The following is a 22,489-nucleotide window of genomic DNA, read 5'->3' on the forward strand; positions in this document are numbered from 1 at the left end:
GTCCCTTTTCAAGGAACTTTTTGAATAAATTTTTGAACCTTGATGTTATTTTTTTCAGATAAAATTAAGGTAATGGGGATTTGATAAATAAGCATATAAAAGAAACTGATATTCAGCACTAAACAAAATCAAAGTATGTTTGTCCGATCACGCAAAAATTCAGTGTCTTGTTATAAGTCCTTATTATTGCTATTTTTTATTTTTATTTTGTGCACTGCCTCAGGTGTTCCTCGCCATGAAACTTAATGGCATTGTCTCTGGTGGTATGGGAGTATTTTAAAGTGGTGAAAAAAAACCAGGAATTGAATCTAAAAGACATTCTCAATGAACCTCTTGCAATCATTGGAATGAATTGCCAATTTCCTGGAGTTGATTCCGATGTAGAAGATGTCGAGGCATTTTATGCGATGCTGCTCAAGGGGCTGTCGCCTATCAAAGAAATGCCAAAAGAGCGTTGGGATATTGATGAGTATTATGATCCTGATCGTGAGAAACCCGATAAAATAATTAGTCGCAAGGGAGGTTTTCTTAATAATCCTCAGTTATTCGATGCATCTTTTTTTAAAATATCTGCAATCGAAGCCAAACAAATGGATCCCCAACATCGTCTTTTTTTAGAAGTGGCGATTCGTGCTTTAAATCATGCCAACATACCACTGGACTCATTAAATAATTCAAATGCCGGAGTATTCTATGGTTGTTCCACTCAGGATTACAGCCAACTCAATTATAAAGACAATATCGAGTTTAATGCGTATACCCAGATTGGTGCCGCCAGCAGTGCTGCTGCAGGAAGACTTTCGCACTTTCTTAATTTAAAAGGCCCCAGCATGGCTGTAGATACAGCCTGTTCCTCTTCATTGGCAGCGCTTTATGTTGCTGCAACCTCGTTGAGAACGAAGCAATGTTCTATGGCAATTGTGGGGGGTATTCATCTAAGCCTTTGTCCTGAAAGTTTTATCAGTGTGACTAAAGCAAACATGTTATCTGCGCGGGATCAATGCAGCAGTTTTGATATAAATGCTGATGGTTATGTACGAAGCGAAGGGTGTGGCGTGGTTATTGTAAAACGCTTAAGTGATGCGATTCAAGATCAAGACACAATCCATGCGGTACTTAAAAGTATTGTCATGAATCAGGATGGTGATGATGGGACGATTTTGGTTGCTCCAAATATTAAGTCACAAATTGCCCTTCACCACGAAGTGCTGGCACAAGCTCATTTAACGCCAAGTGATATTGATTATATTGAAGCGCACGGAACGGGTACCATTGTTGGTGATTCAGTTGAGTTTAATGCCATACAACAGATCCATAAAGGGCATCATAGCCAAGATAATCCTCTGATTATTGGTGCAGTAAAAAGTAATATAGGTCACAGTATTTCATCATCAGGGGTTGCATCACTGATTAAAGCAATTGGCGCATTAAAGCATGAAAAAATTCCAGCCAATTTACACTATACGAAACCGAACAAAACGATAGATCCTGAAAGTATACCTGCACTTTTACCGGTAGAAGCCATTGCATTTAAGAAGCAAAAAAATAAAAAGAGGCATGTGCAGATATCTAACTATGGATTTAGTGGAACCAATGTCAGTGCCATCATTGAAGAAGCAGCTGATGATGACTTGCCCTCTCCATCATTAGATGATGGGCAAGCAAAATGTTTTGTTGTGTCAGCAAATAGTGAGTATTCATTAAGGCACATGTTGGCACGATATGCACTGTATCTTCGAGAGACGCCCACGAGTTTGCATGATATTTGTTTTACACTCATCAACTGTCGCGATCATTTAAAATATCGTTGTGCGATGGTTACTCGAGATAAAGAAACCTTGATTCAAAAGATTCAGTCTGAAGATTTTGAGGTGCGCAAGGTCTCTGTAAAAAAAGAGATACAAAAACTAGCCTCTGATGCACAGCAGATTTATGAGGCGTATTTTGCTGGATTTAATATAAAAATTGATCCAGATCATGTTCCATTTAATAAAACAGATTTACCACTTTATCATTTCGATAGAAAGCCCTATTGGCATGAGCCAAGAACCAGGAATGGGTTCAATCATTTAGGTCTGCAATCCAAAGAACAACAAGTAGAGACGATTAAAGGAAAACTGGCCGCTCAAATACACACCCTTTTAAAAAAAGAACACATTGAGGAACATCAGGATTTTGGCTCTTTAGGGTTCAACCAGGAGTTACTCACTGAACTTGAGCAGAGTGTTTATGCGCTTTTCTCCTATAAAATGGCAATTCCTGCTTTTCTAACTTTGGATAAGTTGGCCAGACACCTTCAACAAATCCAGATGCCAGAGCCAGTTTATCGACAACCCACGGTCAATGTACTCAATAATGAACCTATTGCGATCATTGGAATGAGTTGCCGTTTTCCCAAAGCAGAAAATATCGATGCGTTTTTATCCCTATTAGAACGCGGCGAAAGTGGTATGAGTGATATCCCGTTGGAACGATGGGATAATGAAAAATTTTACGATCCTGATGTCAATGCTTTAGGGCGACTTTATATCAAGCAACTTGGCCTAATTGAACACATCAAGAAATTTGATGCAGATTTTTTTAATATCAGCCCACGTGAGGCCAAGCTCATGTCTCCCCAATTACGGGTATTCATGGAGACGAGCTATCACGCTTTGGAGAACGCCAATTTATCCCTGGCTGCGATTAAAGACAGTAAAACTGGGGTTTTTGTTGGTTGCGGTACCAATGAGTACCCCCGATTATTGGCGGGTCTTGGCGTCGGTTTGGACGATCTCAATATTTATTTTGCAACCGGAAATGTTTTAAATGCGATACCCGGCCGAGTGGCCTATGCATTTGATTTTCATGGACCCATACAAGCAATTGATACCGCATGTTCTTCATCAATGACTGCGATTCATGATGCATGCTTGAGTTTGCAAAATGGTGATTGTGATATGGCCCTTGCGGGTGGAGTGAATATCTTACTGGCTCCGGATTCCAACATTACCCTGTCAAAAGCCAGAATGTTATCTCCTGAAAGCCGTTGTAAAACCTTCAGTGAGGATGCGGATGGTTATGCGCGTAGTGAGGGATGCGGTGTTATTGTTTTAAAACGATTAAGTGCTGCTTTAAAAGATAATGATACGATTCTTGCAGTAATTAAAGGAACATCGATTAATAGTGACGGTAAAAGTGGTGGTTTTACTGTACCTAATGGTATTGCTCAGGAAGAGGTAATTCGGAGTGCGCTTGCCAAAGCAAAGCTATCGCCTGCAGATATCGATTACATCGAAGCACATGGTACGGGTACGCCGCTGGCTGATCCTATTGAAGTAAATGCCTTGAGTAAAATTTTTAGTGAGTACCATAGCGAAGAGAAACCGCTTTATATTAGTTCGGTAAAAACGAATATAGGCCATTCCGAAAGTGCCTCAGGTGTAGCTGGTGTGATTAAAGCCATTTTGAGTTTACAAACGCATCAATTGTTTAAACACCTTAACTTTAAAAAATTGAATCCTGCCATTGAGCTTAAAAATACAGTCATTCCGTTGAGTACTATGGATTGGTCTAAGGAGGAAGGTTTACGGTGTGCCGGCGTGAGTTCATTTGGGTTTAGTGGTGCCAATGCGCATATCGTGATGCAAGAAGCTCCTGTAAGAACAATAGAATCGCGCATACTTCCCCAAGAGTCTCTATTAGTACTTTCAGCAAAAAGTAAAACGGCACTTGAATTACTTTTAACAAGTTATCGAAAATATTTAGCCAATACCCATGAGGAATTTGCGGATATTTGCTACACCGCAGCAACGTGTCGAAACCATTTTTTATTTCGAGTCGCAATTCAAGCCAGCACCGCAAAAGAAGCGGCTGTGCTTATTGAAAAAAATGAATACACGATCCATTCGATCAAAAAAGAAAAAACCAATCCCTTTTCCTCACAACAAACACGGTCACTGGCGCAATTACAGGCTGATTATGAAGCCGGTTTTATGATCAATTGGACTGATTTTTATCAGTCGCTGAATACCCAATTGATCAAAGTCAAACTTCCTCTATACGAGTTTGATCGTGAAGAACATTGGTTTGAAACGAAAGACAAAATAAAAGATATCCCTATGCCTCAAGATTGGTGTTTTCAATTGCAATGGCAACAACAGCTATGTACTCGCACTCATCGCAAAATGCAGGGTAATAACTGGCTTCTTATTGGTGCGCGACAGCTTGCTCCTCGTCTTAGCGCGCAGGGATTAGACATTATTCTAGAGGAAGAGAATCATTCGTTAGAACACTTGGATGGAATTATTTTTGCGATGGGATTGGATGCTCCCTCGACCGCAGATATTGAATCCAGTATTGATTTTCAAAAGAACACGATAAAAAAACTGTTAGCCTTAGTTAAAGATCTCAATAACAAAAGCATTCCATTGCAATTAATCGTCCTCACCGCGAATGCAATCCCTGAACTTGCAGCGGGTCCGCTTAACCTGAATAATAGTCCACTGATTGGCTTCTGCCGAACTTTGGTTTTAGAGTTACCTCAATTCAATACCATTTTAATCGATGCAGAAAAAACGGAAGATGAAGATTATGCTGGGCAAATCGTCGATGAAATCAAGCATAATTTTGATCAATGGTATGAGCATGTTGTGGCATATCGTGAAGGTAAACGGTTCATAACGCGCTTAAAAAAAACCAAATTATTGGACAGAAGGCCCTCTTTATATGGTGAAGGCCGTTATCTGATCACCGGTGGTTGTGGTGGTTTAGGTCTGATCACGGCACAAGCATTGCTTTCTGCAGGTGCGCGAGAGGTTATCCTGACCTCCAGAAATCCGGATAAACCTGCAGTAAAAGAAGCAATAAAAAAAATTCAATACAATTATACAGGGCGAACCATTCGTACGGTCAGTGTCGATGTGACTGACGAAGAAAAAATGCGTCACATACTTTTAGAGTTGAATGCGGATGGGCTGCTCAAAGGCATTATTCATGCTGCCGGAGCAGCAATTAAGGCGCCATTACTCGAGCATAAAAATGAGGATGTCGATTATTTATTTGCTGCCAAAGTACAAGGCAGTTGGTATTTGCATGAATTGAGTAAAAACCTCGATTTGGATTTCTTTGTTGTCTATTCTTCAATTTCCTCTGTGTTCGGTAGTAACAAAGAGTCCGTTTACAGCGGCACCAACAGTTTCATCGATGCTTTGATTGCTGAACGTCGACGTTTAGGGATGGTCGGGACTGCGATTGAATGGGGACCTTGGGGCGAAGTAGGTATGGCAAAAAAACGCTCCCAAGATCAAGGTTTGAAGCAATCGTTAATCAGTAACGAACAAGGTCATACCTTCATTAAAATTCTCATCAATGAACAGCTAAGCCACGCAGCCATTATTTCACCGGAATACCTCAAGTTCATGCTGGACTTTGTTCCCAAGCCTGTACCTGCCTTTCATAAACATTTAGCTGATGAGCTGAATGCTGCAGAGCAGTTTGCCCATAAAAATTTATCTTCATGGCTCAATGATTATCTTGAAACGAGGGAAGAAAATCGCTTCCAAGCCTGCAAAGAGATGCTATGTGCTATCTGTAATGAGATTCTTGAAATCACCAATGCAGACGAGTTGGATGAGGATGAAGGATTTTTTGAGCTGGGTTTTGATTCATTGATGATTACTGAGCTGGCAAGCAAACTTAAGGAAAAACTGGCACCAACCCTTAAAGTAACGGCGACCATTGGTTTTGATTACCCATCTATAAACAAACTGGCCTTGCATATTGAATCAGAACTCAATAAGTATTTAATTACTCAGCCCGCTTCCAAGCCTGTAGCTGGAAAGGAAGAGGATTCAATTGCTATCATCGGTATGAGTTGTACCTTTCCTAATGCTCCTGATATAGCAGCATTTGAAACCTTGCTTGACGAGGCAAAAAGTGGCATGAGAGCTATTCCACTTGAACGATGGGATAATCAAAAATATTATGATCCCGATATGGATGCGCCAGGAAAATCCTATGTCAATAAACTCGGATTAATCGAAAATATTAAATGTTTTGATGCAAATTTCTTTGGTATTAGCCCTCGCGAAGCAAAATTAATGGAGCCTCAACAACGCATCTTTTTAGAATGCTCTTACAAGGCTTTAGAAAACGCAAATTATTTGCCTGAGTCACTCCGTGGCAGTTTGACCGGAGTTTTTGCCGGTGTAGGTCCCAATGAATATTATGCGCAATTGGAAAAATCAGGTTTCTCCAATGAAGAATTAAGTGTTTATTCGATTACAGGGAATGTCTCCAATCTTATCCCTGGCCGAGTAGCATACACTTTTGATTTTAAAGGTCCATCAATCAGTGTGGATACTGCCTGCTCTTCCTCTTTAGTTGCTATTTATTATGCCTGTCAGAGTTTAAAAAATCGGGAAATTGATTACGCATTGGCTGGTGGTGTCAATGTGCTGTTATCACCTGAGTCGAATATCACTTTATGTAAAGCTAAAGCTTTAGCTCCTGATGGTTACTGTAAAACTTTTGATGAACAGGCCGATGGGTATGCCCGTGCAGAAGGTTGTGGGGTACTTTTTCTTAAAAGACTATCGGATGCGCTTCGTGATAAAGACACTATTTTGGCGGTCATTAAAGCGTCCGCGGTAAATAGTGATGGGCGATCTGCGGGATTGACTGTTCCTAATGGTAAAAGCCAGGAAGAAGTGATGATGAAGGCTCTAAGTCAAACGGATTTATCCGCGAGTGACATCAGCTACATTGAGGCGCATGGAACCGGTACCTCTTTGGGGGATCCAATAGAGGTTCATGCAATCAACCAAGTGTATGGAAAAGAACATTCTCAGGATAATCCTTTATATCTTGGTGCAGTTAAAACCAACATTGGCCATCTTGAAAGTGCTGCTGGCGTGGCGAGTGTGATCAAAACGGTGCTGAGCTTACAAAAGAAAAAAATTTATAAGTTGCTCCATTTTAAAAAATTAAACCCCCATATCCAATTGGGTGATACCCTCCTTGCTTTGCAAAAAATCGATTGGAATACCGGATCTAAATTAAGATCTGCCGCGGTCAATGCTTTTGGTTTTAGCGGGACTAACGCGCATGTGATTTTACAAGAGTTTCCTCAACCGGCAGAACAAAAGCCAACGCCATCGGCCAAAGTCCAATTATTGATTCTTTCTGCCCATTCGCAAGCATCCCTGGAGCATTTAGCGCACAGTTATCAGCAGTATTTGGCAACAACACGAGACGATTTTGGTGATATTTGTTTTACAGCAGCAACCTGCCGTGCTCAGCAGCCTTATCGATTGGCTTTAATAGCCCATAATGCTCAAGAGGCAAGTCATTTATTAGAAACAGGACAGTTTGCACTATCACACGGAAAAAAGAGCACCCTTGATGTGCAAAATGAGTCCATGCTTCAGTCTCTGCTGACAGCCTACATGCAGGGAACACAAGTTGACTGGGCTTTATACTATAAAGACAGCGGTTATCAATTTAACAAAGTGAACTTACCTAATTATGTATTTGATACAGTTGAGTTTTGGATTGATAAAAGCACTTCGAGCCGCCCCTCAGCTGATGCAGTACATCCTCTTTTAGGGCAGATGTTCTCGATGCCCGGCAATGAATTTTTATTCAGCAACACGCTGGATTTAGAACATTTACCCTATATCAATCAAAATTTTATTTTTGATAAGGTCATTTTTCCAGCCACAGCATTTATTGAATTAGGTTTGTCGGCAGCCAGGTTGGTATTGAAGCATAATGCTTTTTCAATAGAACACTTTCATATTGAACGTCCATTGTATCCGAAACACGATCAAGAGTTTCAATTGCATGTGAAACCGAAAAATGACGAACAATATCAAATCAATATTTTTGCCAAAGAAGAGGATAATTGGCAATTATTCTCTGAAATGGAAATCAATTCGCACGTACCGACCCTGTCGGAGTTCCTTGATTTTCATGATTTGAAATCATCTTCTGAACGGCAATTGGATGCATCACAAATTTATGAACATTTTAAAAAGCATGCCGTATTTTATGGCGATGATTTACGGGTGCTCCAAGAGAGTTACATTCATACCGATGGTGTTCTTTCTAGGGTGGTAATGACTACAAACAGTCAAGGTGTTAACTATTATTATCCTCCTATTTTGCTTGAGGGCATGATGCAAAGTATTTTGTTCTTCAAAATGAATCATGAGGAGCACTCTGTTTATGTGCCTTATACATTTGCACGAATGACTACAATCCAGGAGGCCCCTCGCAGCGTGTGGATCCATGTAGTTCGAAGAGCGTCTGAACACGCGAATGAGTTATGTTTTGATATCAAATTTTATGATAATTCAGGGGTACTGATTGGTGAAATGGAACAGTTTAAACTGAGAAAAGTGACGCAAAGTCATTTCATTCCTTATGAATCCTATCTCCAACACCTATATCAAATCCGATGGAGTCCCCTCAAATTCAACGTGTTGACTCAGATACAGCTTCCTGAGTTATTAGTCATTTCAAATGATCCCGATAAAGCAAAAGCAGTATTGGGTGATCTCGATTATCAACTCATTCAGGATGCTAATCAGTTAGGACCTATTGAAAATAAAAACATTGTTTATTTATTCAATCAAAGTCAATTCAATGATCTGTTTCATTGTTGTCAAAAGATGTTTAAGTCACAACCTAATCGCTTCATATTAGTCACTGAAAACGCCTATTCGATTCATGAGACAGATAAGGTAAACCCTTATCACACCATGGCTTGTGCTTTTTGGAAAACTTTTAGTAATGAGCTTGAACTCATTAATAATTATGCAATCGATTTAGGGACAACGAGTACTTTGCCCGAGATATTAAATTATCTTTTTGCTGCTCACAGCGCTGAAAATCAATTTGCAATCCGCGAGACGTTTTATATTCCTAGATTAAAGAAGGCACCGCTGTCTGCACAGGTGCCCCATCAGGAGATGTTATTTAAAAGTGATGCGACTTATTTGATCACCGGCGGAACTGGTGCATTGGCAAAATCTTTAATTGAGTATCTCATGCGTCGAGGGGTCCATGATATTGTGATTACGAGTCGGTCTGAATGTTCCCCTGAAATCAGACTATTGATTGATCGTGCTCGTAAAAAACAAGTTTTTATAAAACATTATCAGGCCGATGCCAGTAACTATCAGCAAATGGAACAGATTATTGCTGAGATTGAACACAGTTCTAAACGACTGCAAGGTATTTTTCATCTTGCTGGTATTGTGCACGATGGTTTATTGGTTCATTTAAGCGATGAGGAGATGCAAAGTGTACTCAGTGCAAAAATGGACAGTGCATTGATTTTGCACCAGATAACTAAAGATATTCCACTGGATTTATTTGTCTTATTTTCCTCTTCAGCGTCCATACTCGGTGCCAGAGGGCAAGCGAACTATGTCGCTGCCAATGGATTTTTGGATGGGTTAGCTTATCTGAGACAACAACAAGGGTTGCCGGCGTTGGCCATTAACTGGGGGCCGTTTCATTCGATGGGCATGAGCGCAAACTTAGGACAGGCAATGCAACAACGTGGCTTTACCTTGTTAGAGAAAGACAGTATCGATGTCCTTGATGTTTTATTAAAAAGCGAGTTAGCGCAAATTGCCGTGTGTCCTATGAATTGGGATATTTACTTTAAATATTCGCCCAAGCAGGCATGGCTTGCCGAGCTGATGAAACAGAGTCGTCCAGCCAATCAGCATTTTTTAAATTCGCTCCGACAGCATTCCAAAGAAGAAAGTATCTCCATCTTGAGCGAAGCTTTGCGTGAAATCGCTGCAGAGGTTCTTGGTTTAGACGATTTAAAACAGATTAAGGTCAATGATGGATTATTCTCTTTGGGTTTGGACTCGCTGATGGCGATTGAAATTCGCAATCGCATTCATGATAAATTGCAATGTCCGACTCTGAACTTATCCATCGAATATTTTATTAATGATCCCAGTGTGGGCAAGATTGCTAAAAATATAGCGAATGAATTACAAAATGTATTTGATTTTGAAAATAAAAAAGAACAGCAAGAGGCTGTAAATACAGTTGGTGAAGAAGTTCCTTTATGTGATTTTCAATATGTTTTTTGGGTGCTCAATAGACTCGGTTATCCCTATAATATTGGCACACAGTTACAGATTCAAGGTAAGCTGAATAAGGATTATGTTGCGCAGGCATTTGAGGCAGTTATAAAACAAAATAGCGCATTTTGGTTGCAATTCGACAAGGAAGTACCGATTCAAGTATTGAGAAAAAAAGGACAATTTGAATTATTCTATAAAGACATTTCCCTGAATAATGAAGAGACCGAGCTTAATCAGGAGTTTCAAAATAACATGAGGGATGAAATCCCATTAACCCAACAGCCACTCATTAGGGTCTATCTCTATAAAATCAACAGCGATTTGCACGAATTGCACATGATAATCCCTCACATCATCGTTGATGGACCCTCATGTGACTATGTATTGAATCAATTTAGAAAATACTATGACGCGTTGGCCCATGGCCAGGAATTGATTCTGGAACCAGAAAAAGATTCCTATCTCAATTATGTCAAAAAAAGTAATCACCTGTATGAAGCAAATTTAAAACACAAAATTAATTTTTGGCAGAGTTATAACAAGGGCTTTAAAATGCTGTACTTAGGACCTAAATACTTTATGCCTATAGACAGTCAGAAAAAGTATTTATTCCATTATCCTATTGATTCGCATCATGCCGAACAGTTTATTGAATGGCATAGGGCTCAAAATATGAATGTCAGTCTTGGGTTAATCGCTGCATGTCATATTGTTTTTTATAAGTTAAGTCAGCAAAAGAAAATACCTTTTATTCTGATCCATAGTGGTAGGGAGGGGAGCCAATACAAGTCTATTGTTGGTATGTTCTCAGAGTATAAACGGCTAAATAGTACCCTGGATAAGCATCATAACTTTATTGAATTGATTAAGTCGATTGAGGAACAACAATTAAAAACAGCTTCTTTTCAAAAATGCTCGCATATCATTAAAAACAGTGAATTTAAAGATTCGGGATTCACAATAAGCCATTATTTATTTTATAGATGGAATAGATTGCAATTAATGAAACAATTTAGGAAAACCAAGCTTAATTCATTGATGGTTGATTTCTATCTTAAATACCTAAGCTGGGCCGAAGCCATTAGTTTCAATAGTTCAGTGAAAAGAAAACTCAATAAATTATTGAACCGCAAAATCGCCCTACAAAAACCGGAGCGGTTAAGGGTTCTCATAAACATTACCCCTTCCTTTTTTAGTAAGGCTGCTCCTGAGCCTAGTGTGACGAATCTCAAATTTAAGTATGCCAATCATTTTGGAAGTGAGGATCGCCCCGTAAATAACCGTTCTTTATGGGTCTTATTTTCAAGAAATCAGGAAGGAGAGTATTTAATTTCGATTAATGGTCCAGTAACGCCTGAGTGCAAAGAATTAATTGCGCGGGAATTTAATCAAGTGATTGCAAATGTCTTGCAACATGATGAATGGTCCATTGAGGATTTAATACGATAATTGGTACCCTTATCCGCCCTAACGGCGACCTTCTCCCCAAGGGGAGAAGGGGGCTGCTACACTTAATGGTAGAAAGCTACCCCACATTAAAAAATCCCGTCTCCACTTGTGGGAGAGTGCTAGGGTTGAGGGTTCTCAGGAAAACATGATACCAATAAAGGATCAGTGAAAGATGAAACATGGACATTGTGATCACGAACATCGTTCGGAACCAGTAAATACTCATAAGGACTGTCACCAACACCATAGGATGCATCAGCAACATGCTCCAGATGAGCATGGAATTAAAACAGGGCTCTATACCTGTCCTATGCATCCAGAGATTCGGCAACCCGGTCCCGGTAATTGTCCAATTTGTGGTATGGCCTTAGAACCGGAGACCGTTTCGGCAGAACAAGAAAATCCCGAATACAAAAGCATGAAGGATCGATTTTGGCTGGCACTTATTTTGAGCATCCCGGTGGTGGTATTAGAAATGGGCGGGCATCTCTTTCAACATACTCTTAATGCCAATCGATCGGCCTGGATTCAATTTGTATTGGCTACACCGGTAGTTTTATGGTGTGGCTTACCTTTTTTTCAGCGTGGATTTCTCTCATTGAAAACACGTCAGCTGAATATGTTTACGCTGATTTCAATGGGAATAGGCGTCGCCTGGATTTACAGTACCATTGCAATGGTATTTCCAGGTATTTTTCCCGCTGCTTTTCATCATCAAGGATTAATCAATGTTTATTTTGAAGCCGCTGCGGTGATTACCACTTTGGTGTTGCTTGGACAGGTATTAGAATTGAAAGCTCGAGAACAAACAGGTGGTGCGATCCGAGCTTTATTGAATTTAGCTCCTGAAAGTGCGCGTCGAATTGACTCAAATGGTAATGAAGAGGAACTACCCCTTGAGCAGGTGCAGGTTGGGGATAAGCTTCGGGTTCGGCCTGGTGAAAAAATTCCCGTGGATGGAGAAGTACTCGAAGGGCATAGTTATGTGGACGAATCAATGGTGACCGGGGAATCGATGCCAATAAGCAAAGAGGTAGGATTCAAGGTGATTGGTGCGACCATAAACCAAAATGGCAGCTTCGTGATGAAGGCAGAACATATTGGCAGTGACACCATGCTCTCACATATTGTACGTATGGTGAGTGAAGCACAACGCAGCCGTGCCCCCATTCAACGCTTGGCGGATATTGTTTCAGGTTGGTTTGTACCTGCAGTGATTTTTATTGCAGTATTGGCATTCTTCTTTTGGTTTTTTTGGGGTCCACAACCCGCATTGAGCTATGCGTTGCTTGCGGCTGTTTCAGTACTCATTATTGCGTGTCCTTGCGCGTTAGGTTTAGCAACACCCATGTCCATTATGGTTGGTGTGGGCAAAGGGGCGCAGAATGGAGTATTGGTCAAAAATGCCGAAGCACTGGAACAGATGGAAAAAGTTCAAGTACTGGTTGTGGACAAAACGGGTACGCTGACCTTGGGTCGTCCCAAACTAACTCAAATTATTACGGATAAAGAATTCGAAACCGATGAAATACTCACTCTAGCAGCTACAATGGAACATCATAGTGAGCATCCACTTGCCCATGCAATTATCGCGGCTGCAAAAGAAAAACAGTTGTCGCTCAGCACCGTAATAAATTTTGAATCGATCCCTGGGAAAGGGGTTATTGGAAAAGTCAATGAATCCCTTATAGCACTTGGAAATCTGCAGTTGATGCAGGAGTATGGAAGTGCGCAAACCTCACTTAGTGAACGAGCTGATGAATTACGTGCTCAAGGAGCGACAGTAATTTTTATGGCTATCGCGGGTGAAACAGTCGCTATTTTGGCAGTTGAAGATCCAATAAAACCCAGCACACCTGAGGCTATTGATGCGCTGCAAAAAAATGGGGTTGAGATCTACATGTTGACTGGGGATAGTCAAAAAACCGCGCAATCTGTTGCGAAGCGATTAGGAATCAACAAGGTGATTGCTGAAATTATGCCTGAAGATAAACGTCGTGTAGTCAGTGAGTTGAAAGACAATGGCCTTGTTGTCGCCATGGCCGGGGATGGGGTGAATGATGCGCCCGCTTTGGCAATCGCTGATGTTGGTATTGCCATGGGTACGGGAACCGACGTTGCAATTGAAAGTGCAGGCATTACCCTGCTGCATGGTGATTTGACTGGTATCGTTAAAGCGCATCATCTATCCCGTGCTACCATGAGTAACATCAGGCAGAATTTATTTTTTGCTTTTATTTATAATGGATTAGGCGTTCCGTTGGCTGCTGGGGTGCTGTATCCGGTAACAGGACTATTACTTAATCCGATTATCGCCGCAAGCGCGATGGCATTAAGTTCTGTTTCTGTGATTTTTAATGCACTTAGGTTAAGAAGACTTAAGCTCTAAAACAGTCTTCTTGATCGCCGATGTCCCGATTTATGCGCAGCACGTCGGGTATAAACGAGTGAGCGGGACTCAGTAGCAGGTCGCCTTGAGTCAGAAGTGATTTCTCAATATATTGATTAGAAAAGAGGTTTTTATGCCTAAAATACTGATGAGTGCTTGTCTTCTTGGCGAAAAAGTTCGTTATGACGGTAGTGACTGTTTGCAAAATCATCCCCTGTTGCAGCAATGGCTGAAAGAAGGAAACATCATCACAATTTGTCCGGAAATGGCCGGGGGATTGCCCACACCAAGACCGCCAGCCGAGATTCAAGAGAAACAATCGGGTATTGATGTATTAAAGAGAAATGCTTCAGTAAAAACCAATAATAATCATGATGTTACTGAATTTTTTCTCAGAGGGGCACAAAAAGCACTGGAGCTTGTAAAGAAACATCAGATACGTGTGGCCATTTTAAAGGCTCGGAGCCCTTCTTGTGGCTCGGGGATGATTTATGATGGAACATTTTCACGTACGTTGATGCAAGGAGATGGCGTTAATACAGCACTCTTGATGGAACATGGTGTGCAAGTATTTGATGAACATCATATTGATGAGGCATTAAATGCCGCATTACTAGGGTAAACCACAAGTGACCTTCGGTATTAAAAGTTCATAATTTATCTCTGTACATCACAAGAAGTTTATTTTCCTAGGAGGGTTTGTAATGGAGTACAAGTGCCATAAATGTGGAATGGGCGTGAAAAATTTAACCTGCAGTAAATGCAATACACCCTTAGTAAGTGATATGGTCAAAACGGATAAAGGCCATGTTCAAGTAGCAAAATGTCCTAATGGATGTGGGCAAATTAAATCACCTATATGTTGTGGCCATGACATGGTATGTTCAGATTAGTAAGAAAATTTTGTAGCACGGATTAGCGCAGCGTAATTCGGGTTTATGTCCAAAAGATTCCGGATTACGCTGCGCTAATCCGGCTGCGCAACCCAATAACCTTAAGGCAAACTTGCAAACAGATGGATTTGTAAGTTAAGAATAAACCCATATTTCATGCAATATTCTGCGGCATATTCGTGATTACGTTGATTTTTTTCCAGATTTAACAGACCAGGTTCCCAAAAACTAACTACTTCGTTGATTTCAGAACGCTCTGCCAAGGTTAGATCACGCCCTTTATCGCGAATCGCTTGTGCACGCTGAGGTTCTTTTAGGTATCGATTCATGGGACTGACAAAGACTTGTTTTTTTGTTTTTTCGGCCCATTCATGCGCCCATTGGGGTATTTCACTATAGGGTGTATATTGATTATCTTCGGGGGCTGACACAACAAATTTCATGTAGTCAGCTCGTTCCAACATCTTGCTGTGAGGCTTCAGATACCGAATTATTTTACCCTCTTTTTCCAGACACTTAGGACTAACGACCAGAGTCGTGCATCGAGGAAGATCAGGAAGAATGGAAATACCATTGGATTCAATTTGAGTATGTTGGAAATAGGGTTGAGCTTTTTCTAAAAATGCAGATAAATTCTGTTGTAATGAAGGTTCCCCTCCAGTAATTACCAGAATCATTTTTTTATCAAGTCCTTGCGCCCAAGAAGGGGTAGGAAGATTACGTTTTTGAAAAAAAGCATGGATGACTGTATCGGCCTCTTCCAACAGGGAGTCAAAATCAAGCCATTCGCCGGCATCAAAATAAGTATCACAAAAAGAGCACGCCAAATTGCATTTAGCTAATCGAATAAAATAGGCAGGATGCCCCCGAAATGGTCCTTCTCCCTGTAAGGTAAAAAAGCGACTGGTAACAAAGAGCTCATCGGATTTCGCGTCCTTAAAAAAAGATTTGCCTACTTTGTCATTCAGTCCAAACATTAACTAACCTTTTCTGTATAAAATTTTTTCATATTATACTCTATTGCGTTGTAAATGGTAGCCCGGATTACGCGTGCTAATCCGGTCACAAGTAAAGAAATTACTTCAATTTATTTTCTAAAGACTGAATCAACGCAAATCGTTCAATTAAATTGATTTTTTCTGATGCTAATTGATATATTTTTGTAATTGTTTCTTGGCTCAGTTGATAAAATATCGTTTTTATTTCATTTTGTTGTGGCTGGGGTATGGGTGCATAACGATGTGAGCCAAGAATTTTTTTCATTGAATTTAAATCGATAGAATCAAAACAATAAAAATTATTGCGCGTATAAATTTTAAGGGGAAATGAGGCTTTTTTTATTTCAGAATTAAAATTCAATTTACGAAAAGACGCTTTATTCAGGTCAGGGCAATTGAGTTCTTTATAGCGTTTTATGAAGTTGATGCGATTGAGATAGAAGAAATCTTTTGAAATTCCGCTGAGTTTTCTGTTGATGATAGAACAGTTAATCAAGGGAAGGCCAAAACCTACATAATTGATAAACAACAATTCAAATACACTTTCAATGTAATGCTCCATTTTGCGCTCATGATGGCTGAGTAATGCTTCATGAATAAAATGAAAATCGAGCCCCTTCCATGGTGCGGTATCATAATGTAAATACCAAAGGATATAATAAATTCCATCCCATGGTGAAGTGTAGTATCGCTCCGCTATTTTATTTTGTAATTTCCGAACCTCATGAACCAGAGATGGGGTAATAATGTATGGAATTCTTGGCTTTAAACAAACCGCCATGCCATTTGTTTTGTTATCACGAATGGCGAGTAACTCAATATTATGCACAGCAATCCTTATAAAATAGAGTAAAAATATCTTAAATAAGGGAATAACATTTAGAAGTTTAGTAAAGAAAATAGTGTTTTTCAAAAATTAAACACTTTTTTTTATAAAAGCCTTAATTTGACGTTGCTCTTTTGAACCCCAATAAGTTGCCTTTGGGGTGTCAAAAGGTAAAGAGCAAAATGAGATAAGCCTATGTTGCAGTACTCTGTTACGATGGGAGATCCCTTACCACGCTTAGGGGGACGGCTTACTATTTTTGATAGCTGGAGACCAGTCGTATATTTATTAAATTGGGAATGTGCTTCAATTGATCGCACAGCTTGGGTAGGTCTTCTTTGACGCCTGATATATCAATAAGGTTCACGGCAATTGGTCCACGGGATTTATTTTCCATTTGTTCAATATTGTATCCAAGTTTTGATATGTGCTGAGTGATTTTACCCATAGCTCCAGGAGTATTTTCATTAATCGCCAGTAAGCGATAACAATTAGATACTTGAGAAGTAGAGAGGGATATATTGGGAAAATTGATCGAATATTCAATGATTCCATGCTCTAAATAATTGCAGACATTGCGGATTACCATTTCAGCCGCACTTTGCTCTGCTTCCTGAGTACTTGCTCCCAGATGGGGAAAGCACAAGACATTGGGGTGTCCCGCTAAATTAATGGTAGGGAAATCGGTGATATAGCCCATGAGACGCTTACTGGTCAATTGTTGTAAAATTGCTGCTTCACTGACTATTTGTTCGCGTGAAAAATTAAGTAGAAGTGTATGTGGTTTTACGAGCGCAATATTTTCTTCATTGATTAAATGAGTGGTTGCAGAATTTAAAGGGATATGCAAAGTAATAATATCTGAATGAATAAGCAACTCATTCATGTCCATTACTTTTTGAACTCCAGGCATCAATGCCAGTGCATTAGTTAAGGTCATGTTGGTATCAAAACCTAATACGTTCATTCCTAAAGCCAGTCCGGCATTAGCGACTTTAACACCGATATTACCTAATCCTATGACGCCTAGCGTTTTACCAGAAATCTCGTGTCCAATAAATTGTTTCTTTTTAGTTTCTATTTCTCGATTTAATAATTGATTGTCCTCTTTTGACAATTCGGTAATAAAAGTGCGGGTTTCATCTAAATGCCTATAGCCCATTATCATGGCAGCCATCACCAGTTCTTTGACGGCGTTGGCGTTTGCTCCAGGAGCATAAAATACTGGAATACCCAACTGGGTAAGCGCCTCAACAGGAATATTATCGGTGCCGGTCCCAGCGCGGGCTACTGCTTTTAAATTTTTGTCAAACTGATGATCATGCAATTTATGGGAACGCACTAGAATCACATCTGGATCAATAGGGTTAAGACCTAATTGATAAAGGTCAGGATGAAATAAACTTAAGCCTTGCGGCGATATGTTATCAAGAACCTGAATTGTAAACATGGTCATTCCCCTTGATCAAAACAACAGAATTGTAAATATCCTTAAGTCCTTTTTCATAATAAGCATAGTCTTGTGACGACAATTGATTCAACTCGTTTTGCGTCAGCCCCAAAGGAATTATTGGGTAAAAACTTGTAGAGCAAATATAAAAATTGGAATGCTTTTTCACCCACTCTTTAGGGCTAAGTCCAGCAAAACCAATAAATCGGGTCACTGTTTCTCGAGCCTCCCAGTCACTGACTCCATCACCTACTAATAAGGAGTGTTCACCAGGCTTTAATACGGAGGCGATTTCTACGGTTTTACCATTGCCTTGGGTCATATTGCTTTGTTCATCAAATCCTTGATAGTTCCCTTTTTCATCAAAATAAACGTCTACGGCGAGTACATGACTTGGAGGAATTCCTAACGTTTGCGCAAATGGAACCACTGCTGCTTTGATCCCTGCGGAAATAATATAAATTTTTTTATGTAAACGAAGCAATAATTGCATGAGGTCCTGGGCTCCAGGGGCTGTATGTCGTTTATAGCATTCTGCGAGTTCCTCTACTTGTTTTTTTGTGGGTTGAACATAGGTCAATCGCTGTCGATAATCATCGAGTGTCATGCCGGTTTTTCCCATGCATCGCGCTGTAATTTGGTGTACTTCTTTGGCGACGCCATTCATCGTTGCCAGCACATTAATTCCCTCAATAAGGGAGAGGGTACCATCACAGTCAAAGAAAAACGCATCAATAGGGACGTTTAAAGCCCAGGGATTTCTATTATCCATGAATAAGTGCCCCTTATTTTTAAACGTTAATTCAATTACTTAATAGTGACATAGATGTACTATAATCCATTTATTACGGAGATTTCAATTTAGTTGATACGCGCCAATGCCTGGAACGTGTTTTGAACCTATAAAATAGACCCAGGGAAGAGTGCTTTATGTTAGAGATACTTACATCATTTATTATATCGCTTTTGATTGGTTTTCTGATCGGCATTGAGCGTGAGCGCAGCCATCCGGAGGGGGCGCAATTTATTGGGGTCAGAACCTTCACCTTATTATCAATTCTCGGAACTTTAATTGCCACCCTTAACCAACCCGGGCTTACGGTGACGGCAAGTGCTTTTGTGTTTGCCATCTTACTGCTCAATTATTTTCAAATCAGCGCGAATCAGCGAAAGAACAGTAATATTGGTGCTTTAACAGAAATTACGGCAGGACTGATTTTTTGTCTTGGTTATATGGTGCCTCGCTTGCCTTTAGTAGCAATAACCCTGAGTGCCATTATCTTACTCATACTGATTGAACGAAAAAGACTTCATCTCTTGGCGCGGAAAAAATTCAAGCCCCATGAAATGGAAACGGTCATTGTATTGGTTATTTTTACTTTGGGTATTTTGCCGCTTCTTCCAGATCGTACGATTGATCCCTGGCAGTTTTTTAATCCAAGAGCTTTTGGTTTATTAATTGCAACGGTCGGCGGCATTCAACTGTGTGGTTATGTGGCCATTCATCTATTTGGCGAACGTCTTGGTATCCCCTTAAGTGGTTTTCTGGGCGGATTAGTTTCGAGTACTGCTGTTTTTGCCCAAGTTCACAAGACCTTAAAGCGATACCCTCAGTCAGATCACGCTATTTTAGCTTCTGGTTTGCTTGCCACAGTGGCTATGCTTGTCGATGTGATTATTATCATTTTTGTCGCATCGCCTGTCTTACTGGTTTCAATTCTTGGACCGCTCATTGCAATGATAAGCACAGGAATCCTATTTGCAGTCATTTTGCTTCATCATCAAAAAGAGAGAAAACATAATGTTATTTTATTAGAATCTCCCTTGAATTTATTATCTATTCTACGTACTTCAATTCTTATTGGGTTATTGCTAGTACTGGTAGCGATGGCGAAACGTATCATTTCCATCAATGGAGTTTTCTTGATTTCATTTCTGGGAGGGCTGCTTGAAATTCACGGTATTTCTTTAGCAACGGCCTTACTTTACTTAGGGGATAAAGTGCAAATCGATCAAGCATGTTGGATGCTTTATGCTGCGATCGGAGCGAGTTTTATATCTAAAATAGTACTTTTATGGAGCTTAACACCAAAGCGCTTTGCCTTACAATCTACGCTATTATTACTCGGAATGGTTCTCAGCGGTAGCCTCGTCTTTTGGTTTATATCCTGAGTACAAAAAGTCCCATTTTTCCTTTTTTAAGATTTTGAGTTTTCTGTACATCCTAAGCTCATTGACTAACAAATCATTGAACAAGTCTATACTTGAAATAATGATAGGTGCAGGAAAAGGAATACTCATGAATACCTATACCGCAGACATTCAACATCCGGTGACAATTCCCAGTAAAAATGTGTACCTGAATGGATTTTTATTTATCCCTGAAGAGGCTCAGGGACTGGTGATTTTTGCGCATGGAAGCGGAAGCAGTCGCTTCAGTAGTCGTAATCAATATGTGGCAAGTACCTTGAATGAGGGAAAATACGCGACCTTGCTCTTTGATCTGCTTACATCACAAGAGGACATCATTGATAATGTGACTCGTGAATTTCGTTTTGATATTCATTTATTAGCCTCTCGGCTTATTGATGTCATTCATTGGTGTACCAATGAATTAGCAGCATACCATTTTCCTATCGGTTTATTCGGGTCAAGCACCGGAGGTGGGGCAGCACTTGTCGCGGCAGCACAGGAGCCTAAGTGGATTCATGCAATTGTATCCCGAGGTGGCAGGCCTGATTTGGCCAGAAATTATTTACCTCAAGTCAAAACACCTACTTTACTTATTGTAGGGGGGTATGATGATGAGGTTATTGAACTGAATCAACAAGCGATGTCCCAGATGAATTGCACTACCGAATTGAAAATAGTTCCTGAGGCAACCCATTTATTTGAAGAACCTGGAAAATTAAGCGAGGTAGCGGATCTGGCAAAAAAATGGTTTGACCAGTATTGTGTTGAATAAAATAACGTCATGCTGCTCTGCAATTCTGAGCACGTAACGCTGGAGATTTGTTGTGACGATGGAATGCGTGAGTTGAGGAGGCTTTTATGAATAGGGACGCGCTACAAATGTTAATTGATACACTTGATAATTCAGTACTCCCTCTCGAAGCCCAAAACGAAAACTATGATGCGGTGTTAGAGCAATTGGGAAATGCTCGTTTTGTGATGATTGGTGAAGCAACCCATGGAACACATGAGTTTTATCAGGCACGTATTAAAATATCTCAACGCCTGATTGAGGAGCATGGTTTTATGGCCGTTGCAATTGAAGGGGATTGGCCTGATGCGCATCGTGTCCATCGTTATTTACAAGGTGAAGGAAGCGTCACCTCCAGTGAGCAGGCTCTGGATAATTTTCAGCGTTTCCCTGTTTGGATGTGGCGAAATACTACTCTGCCACCCTTCTTGAGTTGGTTGCGTCAATACAATGACCAGTTAGCTGCCGCCCAAAAGATTGGATTTTATGGCCTTGATTTGTACAGTTTGAATTCCTCCATGCACGCAGTCATTGATTTCCTAAACAAAATTGACCCTGATGCGGCCCAACGTGCAAAACAGCGTTATGCGTGTTTTGATCATGTGAATCAAGATCCGCAAATGTATGGTTATTTAATCCATGCTGGAATCAAAAAAGCGTGTATCCATGAAGCAGTAGCTCAATTAGTTGAATTACAACATCGTGCGTTTGAATACCTGCATCGTGATGGGATAGCGGTTGAAGACGCCTACTTTTTTGCAACTCAAAATGCTCGTTTGGTCAAAAATGCTGAGACCTATTATCGCTCCATGTTAGAAGGAAGGGTTTCAACCTGGAATATCCGAGATCAACATATGGCAGAAACACTTAACGTGTTGGCTGATCATTTAGAAGCCCGATTCAAGAAACCGGCTAAAATCATTATTTGGGCACATAACTCACATGTGGGTGATTCACGAGCCACTGAGATGGGGGAGCGTAAAGAGTTTAACCTGGGGCAATTAGTACGAGAACAATATGATACGCATTCTTATTCGCTTGGGTTTTCGACTTATGAAGGTACGGTTATGGCTGCATCCGATTGGGGGCTGCCCGGAGAGAAAAAACAAGTACAGCCTGGGTTACCAGGAAGTTATGAGGAATTATTTCATCATCTTCAATACAAGAATTTTTTCTTAAATTTATTAGATAATGAGAAACTCGAGCATTATTTAAACATTCCTCGTTTACAACGTGCTATAGGTGTGGTTTATTTGCCTAAGTCTGAACGATATAGTCATTATTTTTTTACACAATTGCCTTATCAGTTTGATGGATTAATTCATTTTGATAAAACGAGTGCGTTACATCCTTTAAGCCAGGAACAGTCAATGACGCAATGAACGATGCAGTTAAAAATTTCCTCTC

General features: G+C 40.2%; 10 protein-coding genes. 6 read left to right on the top strand and 4 right to left on the bottom strand.

The features are described 5' to 3' along the window. The first annotated feature begins 281 nt into the window (after positions 1-281). The 3 genes from OQJ13_RS12995 (at position 282) to OQJ13_RS13005 (ending at position 14,554) form a co-directional block, all read left to right on the top strand. Positions 282-11,543: an SDR family NAD(P)-dependent oxidoreductase gene (locus tag OQJ13_RS12995; protein ID WP_416209926.1), complete on the top strand. Its 11,262-nt coding sequence runs from the start codon at positions 282-284 to the stop codon at positions 11,541-11,543. Positions 11,544-11,715: 172 nt separating this feature from the next. Further along, the gene (locus OQJ13_RS13000; protein WP_265711244.1) at positions 11,716-13,932 is read left to right on the top strand and encodes a copper-transporting P-type ATPase; all 2,217 of its coding nucleotides are present in this window, start codon (positions 11,716-11,718) and stop codon (positions 13,930-13,932) included. Positions 13,933-14,065: 133 nt separating this feature from the next. After that, positions 14,066-14,554, top strand: coding sequence for a DUF523 domain-containing protein (locus OQJ13_RS13005; protein WP_265711245.1), 489 nt, complete (start codon positions 14,066-14,068; stop codon positions 14,552-14,554). Positions 14,555-14,926: 372 nt separating this feature from the next. Here OQJ13_RS13005 and OQJ13_RS13010 read toward each other — a convergent pair whose 3' ends face one another. From OQJ13_RS13010 to OQJ13_RS13025, 4 genes are all read right to left on the bottom strand, one after another. Then, positions 14,927-15,802, bottom strand: a complete 876-nt coding sequence (locus OQJ13_RS13010) for a 7-carboxy-7-deazaguanine synthase QueE (RefSeq protein ID WP_265711246.1) — start codon at positions 15,800-15,802, stop codon at positions 14,927-14,929. Positions 15,803-15,902: 100 nt separating this feature from the next. Beyond that, entirely contained in the window at positions 15,903-16,652 is a 750-nt protein-coding gene (locus OQJ13_RS13015) for a hypothetical protein (RefSeq protein ID WP_265711247.1), read from the bottom strand. A gap of 250 nt (positions 16,653-16,902) precedes the next feature. Continuing rightward, the gene (locus tag OQJ13_RS13020) at positions 16,903-18,099 is read right to left on the bottom strand and encodes a 3-phosphoglycerate dehydrogenase family protein (RefSeq protein ID WP_265711249.1); all 1,197 of its coding nucleotides are present in this window, start codon (positions 18,097-18,099) and stop codon (positions 16,903-16,905) included. After that, complete coding sequence (locus OQJ13_RS13025) at positions 18,077-18,871, bottom strand: HAD-IB family phosphatase (RefSeq protein ID WP_265711250.1); 795 nt, start codon at positions 18,869-18,871, stop codon at positions 18,077-18,079. Before OQJ13_RS13025 ends, OQJ13_RS13020 begins: the two co-directional genes overlap by 23 nt. A gap of 158 nt (positions 18,872-19,029) precedes the next feature. Here OQJ13_RS13025 and OQJ13_RS13030 point away from each other — a divergent pair, with 158 nt between their 5' ends. The 3 genes from OQJ13_RS13030 (at position 19,030) to OQJ13_RS13040 (ending at position 22,464) form a co-directional block, all read left to right on the top strand. Continuing rightward, positions 19,030-20,271, top strand: coding sequence for an MgtC/SapB family protein (locus OQJ13_RS13030; RefSeq protein WP_265711252.1), 1,242 nt, complete (start codon positions 19,030-19,032; stop codon positions 20,269-20,271). A 127-nt stretch (positions 20,272-20,398) separates the two neighbouring features. Continuing rightward, on the top strand, positions 20,399-21,064 hold the full coding sequence (locus OQJ13_RS13035) for a dienelactone hydrolase family protein (protein ID WP_265711254.1): 666 nt from the start codon (positions 20,399-20,401) through the stop codon (positions 21,062-21,064). 86 nt (positions 21,065-21,150) lie between these two features. After that, the gene (locus tag OQJ13_RS13040) at positions 21,151-22,464 is read left to right on the top strand and encodes an erythromycin esterase family protein (protein ID WP_265711255.1); all 1,314 of its coding nucleotides are present in this window, start codon (positions 21,151-21,153) and stop codon (positions 22,462-22,464) included. The last annotated feature ends 25 nt before the right edge of the window (positions 22,465-22,489 follow it).

The sequence above is a fragment of the Legionella sp. PATHC035 genome (assembly GCF_026191115.1).
Taxonomy (GTDB): Bacteria; Pseudomonadota; Gammaproteobacteria; order Legionellales; family Legionellaceae; genus Legionella.